Raw genomic sequence first — 6354 nt, forward strand, 5'->3', positions numbered from 1 at the left:
CGCAGTCTAAGTCAAGCCGGCCCGCGCGGCCAGATGCGGGGCTTGCCTGCGGGGCGGGGGCGGGGCAGCTTTGCGACATGATTCCCGAATCGGACGTGACCTTCGCAGGCAGCTTTCTGGATCGCGCCGACCGGCTGCGGGCGGATGCGGCCGAGGTCGCGCGCCGGCTGGCCGACCCGGCCAGCCGCGTCTCGCCCTTCTGGCGGGGCAAGCCGCTGTTCGACCTGACCGAGGCGGGGCCGCGCCTCGCCTGGCTGTCGGCGGGCGAGGCGCTGGTCCGGGACTGCCCCGAACCGGTGGTCTTCATGGGGCTGGACGATGCCGGGCTGGCGCATTTCGCCGCCGATGTCTCGTCCATCGCGCCGCCCGACGAGGCGCCGGCGGAATTCGTGGACAAGCGCACCCTCGATCTGTCCGAGACGCGGAAATTCATCGAACTGCGTGCCATCATGGGCGAGATCGATCACCGCGACGCGGGCATCGCGGCGGCGGCCAAGGGCATCTTCGAATGGCGGCTGACGCATCGCTTCTGCGCCAATTGCGGCGGGCCGAACGTGGTCAGCCATGCCGGCTGGCGGTTCGATTGCCGGGCCTGCGGGCGGCAGCATTTCCCGCGCACCGATCCGGTGGTCATCATGCTGGTGCTGGATGGCGAGAACGTCCTGCTGGGCCGGCAATCGAACTGGCCCGAGCGGATGTATTCGCTGCTGGCCGGCTTCATGGAGCCGGGCGAGACCATCGAGGAGGCAGTGCGCCGCGAGGTGCTGGAAGAGGCCGGGATCACGGTCGGCGCGGTCCACTATGTCACCTCGCAGCCCTGGCCCTTTCCGGCCTCGCTGATGATCGGCTGCGCGGCCCGGGCCGAGACGCACCGGATCATGATGGACCCGACCGAACTGGAGGACGCGATCTGGGTCAGCAAGGCCGAGATGGCCGAGGCGCTGGCGGGACGGCACGACCGCATCGCGCCCGCCCGCAAGGGCGCGGTGGCGCAGGTGATCCTGCGGGCCTGGGTCGAAGGCACCGTCTCCGGGATCTGATCCCTCAGGGCCGCAGAACGGCCGCGCCCTCGAACCGGCCATGGCGCAGATCGTCCAGCGCGCGATTGGCCTCGGCCAGCGGATAGGCGGTGGTCTCGGTCCGGAGGCCGATCTTCGGGGCCTGATCCGATCCCGCTGCCCAGACCGAGCCAGACCAGCGGGGCACCGATCCGTTCCAGCACCATCGCATGCATGGGGCCTCCTTCTCGGCTGGCGGTCTGTGCCGGGGCATCTAAGCACCGCCGCCCCGGTCGCGGCAACCGCCGCGTGACCCGCCGGGCCGTGTCAGGCGGTCACGGCGCCAGCGCCCGGCGCAGCACATCGCCGACATGGGCCGACAGCGGCAGGGCGCCGTTCAGCACCTCCGTGGCGGGCCACCACGCCGCCTCGGTGGCGTCATCCCCGGCGACCGGCTCGCCCGCGACATAGTCGCAAAGCACGGCGGCCAACAGGAAGTGATATTCCAGCGCGCCCGTGGCATCGCGCAGGATCAGGTCGATATTGTCCAGATATCCGCGCGGGGTGGCGATCACGCCGGTTTCCTCGCGCAACTCGCGCACGGCGGCGGCAAGCGCGGTTTCGCCCGGATCGACATGGCCGCCGGGAAAGCCCCACAGCCCGGCATCGGGCGGGTTGCGCCGCCGCGCGAGCAGCACCCGGTCCCCGCGCAGCGTCACGGCCAGCGCGGCGAGGCGGGGGAAATGCGTCACGGGGTCAGCGCCGGCGGTCGCGGCGCGAGCTCATCGGCTGGAAGGCGACGCCGACATGGGCCTCGCAATAGGGCTTGCCGGGCTGGCTGGGCAGGCCGCAGAACCAGAACTTCTCGGTCGCCGGGTCGCCGATCGGCCATTTGCAGGTCCGCTCGGTCAGTTCCATCAGCGTCAGCCTGCGGGCCTTCTTCTCGATCTCGCGGACCGAGGCCAGCGCCTCGGGGCTGATCTCGTTGGCCGAGGGCTGCGGCGGCAGGGGCTGGCCGGCCGGCACGATCGGGCGCCGCGTCGCCGGGGTAAAGCTGGGCTGCGCCGCCGGCTGCGGCTGGGCCGCGGCCGGTTCGGGACGGGCCGCGGCAGGTTCCGGACGGGCCTCGGGGCTAGGCTTCTTCTCGATCTTCTTCTCCACCGCCGGGTCCGCGGCCGCCGGTGCGGCCTCGGCCTCGTCATTGCGGTTCGACAGGCCCAGACGATGCACCTTGCCGATCACTGCGTTGCGGGTGACGCCGCCCAGTTCCTTGGCGATGGCGCTGGCCGACTGGCCCTCGCCCCACATGCGCTTCAGCGTCTCGACACGTTCGTCCGTCCAGGACATGGCCGCCTTTCCGGGCGGGTCCGGCCCGCCGCCATCTTGAAACCTGCGATTGCTCCCGTCAGAAACGGGATGCCGAGATTTAGCCCCCGGGACACAGGAATTCAAGGACCGCAAGCCATGGATCGCGCGAAGATCAGCAGCCAGCAGATGGGCGTGCGCCGCTTTGGCCGGGTCAACTGGCTGGGCCTGCGGACACTGGCCCGGCGCGAGGTGATGCGCTTCATGGCGGTCTGGCAGCAGACCATCTTCGCGCCGCTGATGACGGCGGGGCTGTTCGTGCTGGTCTTCGCGCTGGCTTTGGGCGAGGGCCGGGGCGAGGTGATGGGACTGCCCTATCTGGTTTTCCTCGGGCCGGGAATCATGATGATGACGGTGATCCAGAACGCCTTCGCCAATACCTCCAGCTCGATCACCTCGGCCAAGGTGCAGGGCAATATCGTCGACACATTGATGCCGCCGCTGTCGGCGGGCGAAATGCTGGCCGGCTACATGACCGGCTCGGTGGTGCGCGCCGGGCTGGTGGCGCTGGTGATCGGCACGGGCATGCTGGCGGTCACCGGGGCGGGCGTGGCCCATCCGGCCTGGGCCGTCTGCTTCGTGCTGCTGGCGATCCTGATGCTGGGCGGCCTTGGCATCCTCGCCGGTATCCTGGCCGAGAAGTTCGACCAGATGTCGGCGATCAACAATTTCATCATCATGCCGCTGTCGTTCCTGTCCGGCACCTTCTACTCGGTCCAGTCCCTGCCGCAGCCGTTCCGCAGCCTGTCGCACTGGAACCCGATCTTCTACCTGATCGACGGCGCACGCTACGGCGTCACCGGCGTCAGCGACGCCCCGGTCTGGCGCGGCCTCGCGGTCAGCCTGGCGGTGGTGCTGGCGGTCCTGTACCTGGCCTGGCGCTGGCTGAAATCGGGCTACCGGATGAAAGCGTGATTGCGTAGGCGCCGAAACCGCGCTATGGGCGGAACCATGATCGCATGGACCGCCTCAGTCGCCCGTCCCCGACGTTGACGCCACGTCACCGTCCGATCCTGCCTGCCTTTACAATCTGTCCTGCCATTCGGGGAATCCGCCATGATTTCGCATGTTCTGCCGACCTATAACCGTGCCGCCATCGCCTTCGAACGGGGCGAGGGCGCCTGGGCCATCGCCACGGACGGCACCCGATACCTCGATCTGGGCGCCGGCATCGCGGTCAACGTCCTAGGCCATGCCAATCCCGATCTGGTCGCCGCGCTGACCGACCAGGCCGGCCGGATCTGGCATGTCTCGAATCTCTACCAGATCCCTCAGCAGGAGAGGCTGGCCGATCTTCTGGTCGACCGGACCTTCGCCGACACCGTCTTCTTCACCAATTCCGGCACCGAGGCCGCGGAACTGGCGATCAAGATGGTGCGCAAGTACTGGGATCACGCCGGCCAGCCCGAACGCTACGAGATCCTGACCTTCGAAGGCGCCTTCCACGGCCGCTCGACCGGCGCCATCGCCGCCGCCGGCTCCGAAAAGATGGTCGGCGGCTTCGGCCCGCTGATGCCCGGCTTCAGGCAACTGCCCTGGGGCGACATGGCGGCACTGAACGAGGCGATCAGCGACCGGACCGCCGCGGTGATGATCGAGCCGGTGCAGGGCGAGGGCGGCATCCGCCCGCTGGCCGACGCGGATCTGCGCCAGATCCGCGCGCTCTGCGACCAGACCGGCGCATTGCTGGTGCTGGACGAGGTGCAATGCGGCATGGGCCGCACGGGGCGGCTCTTCGCGCATGAATATGCGGGCGTCAGCCCCGACATCATGATGGTCGCCAAGGGCATCGGCGGCGGCTTCCCCCTGGGCGCGGTGCTTGCCACCGAGGCGGCGGCGGCCGGCATGGTCGCCGGCACGCATGGCTCGACCTATGGCGGCAACCCGCTGGCCTGCGCGGTCGGGGCCAAGGTGATGGAGATCGTCGCCGGCGAGGCTTTCCTGGCCGAGGTGAACCGCAAGGCGGCCCTGTTCCGGCAAAAGCTTGAGGGGCTCGTGGCCGCCCATCCGCAGGTCTTCGAATCCGTGCGCGGGCAGGGGCTGATGCTGGGCCTGAAATGCCGGGCCGCGCCCGCCGATCTGGTCAAGGCGGGCTATGCCGAGGCGATCCTGACCGTGCCGGCGGCCGACAATACGCTGCGCCTGCTGCCGCCGCTGAACATCGGCGACGCCGAGATTGCCGAGGCGGTCGAAAGGCTGGACCGCGCCGCCGCGCGCCTCGATGGCTGATTACGGCTTCAGACCGGTCACCGGGGCCGACCTGCCGATGCTGGCGGACTGGCTCCGCCAGCCCGGGGTGGCGCACTGGTGGGGCGGGCCCGACCGGCAGATCGCGCTCATCCGCGAGGAGGGGGCCGAACCCGGCCTGCATCAGGTGATCGCCACGCTGGACCGGGCGCCGCTCGGCTACGGGCAATATTACCCCGCGCATCGCTGGCCGGCGCCGCATCTTGCGCATCTGCCGCCCGAAACCATCGCCATCGACGTCTTCTCCGGCCCGCAGGGCTGGGGACAGGGCGGCGCCTGGCTGCGCGCGCTGGGCGATCTGCTGCTGGCCCGGGTGCCGGTTCTGGCGATCGACCCCGACCCGGCGAATACCCGTGCCATCCGCGCCTATGAAAAGGCAGGCTTTGCCGGCACGGCGCTCGGCCGCGACGGCGCCGGCCGGACCGTTCGCATCATGACGCGCCGACGATAGGGCTTCTTCTTCACGAAAATATCCCGGGGGAGGCGCGCCGCAGGCGCGACGGGGGCAGCGCCCCCTTGACCCGGCCGCCACAAGCGGGCTTGCTGGCCCGAAAGCCGAAAGACAGAGCGATGAAGAATTTCCTCGATATCCACACGACGGCAAAGGACGACCTCAGGACCATCATCGACCAGGCGCTGGCGATGAAATCCGCCCGCAACCGCCGCCCCAAGGGCACGCCCGACGACGACCTGCCGCTGGCCGGCCGCATGGTCGCGCTGATCTTCGAGAAACCCTCGACCCGGACCCGGGTCAGCTTCGACGTGGGCGTGCGGCAGATGGGCGGTCAGACCATGGTGCTGTCGGGATCGGAAATGCAGCTCGGCCATGGCGAGACCATCGCCGACACCGCACGGGTTCTCAGCCGCTATGTCGACCTGATCATGATCCGCACCTTCGAAGAGGCGACGCTGCAGGAGATGGCGGAATATGCCAGCGTGCCGGTCATCAACGGGCTGACCAACCGCACCCATCCCTGCCAGATCATGGCCGATGTGATGACCTTCGAGGAACATCGCGGCCCGATCGCCGGGCGCAAGGTCGTCTGGGTCGGCGACGGCAACAATGTCTGCGCCAGCGTCATCCACGCCGCCGGACAGTTCGGCTTCGACTTCACCTTCACCGGCCCGCCGCCGCTCGACCCCGAGGCCGAGGCGCTGGATTTCGCCCGCGCCCAGGGCGTCGGCGTCACCATCGAGCGCGACCCGGCCAAAGCCGTCGCCGGCGCCGATCTGGTCTTCGCCGATACCTGGGTCAGCATGCACGATCCGCAATCGGCCAAGGAGCGGCGCCACAACCAGCTGCGCGGCTATCAGGTGAACGAGGCGCTGATGGCGCATGCACGGCCCGATGCGCTGTTCATGCACTGCCTGCCCGCCCATCGCGAGGACGAGGTCACCAGTGCGGTCATGGATGGCCCGCATTCGGTGATCTGGGACGAGGCCGAGAACCGCCTGCACGCGCAGAAGGCCGTCATGCGCTGGTGCCTCGGACTCTGATCCCGCAGCCGGGCCGGCCTGGCACCACGGCATGGTTTCCGTATCGACAGGCCGCATTTCTCCGGAAAGCCATGCATCGACGGACAAAAAACGCGAAAAGACAGACGTTTATGCAGCAGATCGGCGTTGTTGCAGAACGCCGGTTTGAGCCGAGCTTGCGCCTTTCCCCCGCGATCTTAGGCGACGCGTTCGATCTCCGCTTGGCCGAGAGCGTTGAAGCGGTTCATGAGGGCAATGCGGATGTGGA

The 6354-nt window shown here is 69.0% G+C and carries 8 protein-coding genes; 5 read left to right on the forward strand and 3 right to left on the reverse strand.

What is annotated here, in order from left to right:
- The first annotated feature begins 77 nt into the window (after positions 1-77).
- The gene (gene nudC / locus KNW02_RS14870) at positions 78-1040 is read left to right on the forward strand and encodes an NAD(+) diphosphatase (RefSeq protein WP_216034071.1); all 963 of its coding nucleotides are present in this window, start codon (positions 78-80) and stop codon (positions 1038-1040) included.
- Between the two features lie 4 nt (positions 1041-1044).
- On the opposite strand, the gene KNW02_RS14875 is transcribed toward nudC, so the two are convergent.
- The 3 genes from KNW02_RS14875 to KNW02_RS14885 all read right to left on the reverse strand — a co-directional run bounded on the left by KNW02_RS14875 (position 1045) and on the right by KNW02_RS14885 (position 2345).
- Entirely contained in the window at positions 1045-1230 is a 186-nt protein-coding gene (locus KNW02_RS14875; protein ID WP_216034072.1) for a hypothetical protein, read from the reverse strand.
- Between the two features lie 103 nt (positions 1231-1333).
- Positions 1334-1750 carry an NUDIX hydrolase gene (locus tag KNW02_RS14880; protein ID WP_216034073.1) on the reverse strand — a complete coding sequence of 139 codons (417 nt, stop codon included), beginning with the start codon at positions 1748-1750 and terminating at the stop codon, positions 1334-1336.
- Between the two features lie 4 nt (positions 1751-1754).
- A complete protein-coding gene (locus KNW02_RS14885) occupies positions 1755-2345 on the reverse strand; it encodes a GcrA family cell cycle regulator (protein ID WP_216034074.1) in 591 nt (196 codons plus the stop codon).
- 117 nt (positions 2346-2462) lie between these two features.
- Here KNW02_RS14885 and KNW02_RS14890 point away from each other — a divergent pair, with 117 nt between their 5' ends.
- The 4 genes from KNW02_RS14890 (at position 2463) to argF (ending at position 6107) form a co-directional block, all read left to right on the forward strand.
- Positions 2463-3278 (forward strand): ABC transporter permease, encoded by an 816-nt coding sequence (locus KNW02_RS14890; protein WP_252733921.1) that lies wholly within the window; start codon positions 2463-2465, stop codon positions 3276-3278.
- A 141-nt stretch (positions 3279-3419) separates the two neighbouring features.
- Positions 3420-4592: an aspartate aminotransferase family protein gene (locus KNW02_RS14895; RefSeq protein WP_216034075.1), complete on the forward strand. Its 1173-nt coding sequence runs from the start codon at positions 3420-3422 to the stop codon at positions 4590-4592.
- The gene (locus KNW02_RS14900) at positions 4585-5061 is read left to right on the forward strand and encodes a GNAT family N-acetyltransferase (protein WP_216034076.1); all 477 of its coding nucleotides are present in this window, start codon (positions 4585-4587) and stop codon (positions 5059-5061) included. Before KNW02_RS14895 ends, KNW02_RS14900 begins: the two co-directional genes overlap by 8 nt.
- A gap of 119 nt (positions 5062-5180) precedes the next feature.
- On the forward strand, positions 5181-6107 hold the full coding sequence (argF, locus tag KNW02_RS14905) for an ornithine carbamoyltransferase (protein WP_216034077.1): 927 nt from the start codon (positions 5181-5183) through the stop codon (positions 6105-6107).
- The last annotated feature ends 247 nt before the right edge of the window (positions 6108-6354 follow it).

The sequence above is a fragment of the Paracoccus marinaquae genome, assembly GCF_018860165.1.
GTDB lineage: Bacteria > Pseudomonadota > Alphaproteobacteria > Rhodobacterales > Rhodobacteraceae > Paracoccus > Paracoccus marinaquae.

Coding starts and splice junctions, on each gene's coding strand:
- KNW02_RS14900 (WP_216034076.1), top strand. CDS start 4,585: ATGGCTGATTACGGCTTCAGACCGGTCACCGGGGCCGACCTGCCGATG.
- KNW02_RS14885 (WP_216034074.1), bottom strand. CDS start 2,345: ATGTCCTGGACGGACGAACGTGTCGAGACGCTGAAGCGCATGTGGGGC.
- KNW02_RS14890 (WP_252733921.1), top strand. CDS start 2,463: ATGGATCGCGCGAAGATCAGCAGCCAGCAGATGGGCGTGCGCCGCTTT.
- argF (WP_216034077.1), top strand. CDS start 5,181: ATGAAGAATTTCCTCGATATCCACACGACGGCAAAGGACGACCTCAGG.
- KNW02_RS14875 (WP_216034072.1), bottom strand. CDS start 1,230: ATGCGATGGTGCTGGAACGGATCGGTGCCCCGCTGGTCTGGCTCGGTC.
- nudC (WP_216034071.1), top strand. CDS start 78: ATGATTCCCGAATCGGACGTGACCTTCGCAGGCAGCTTTCTGGATCGC.
- KNW02_RS14895 (WP_216034075.1), top strand. CDS start 3,420: ATGATTTCGCATGTTCTGCCGACCTATAACCGTGCCGCCATCGCCTTC.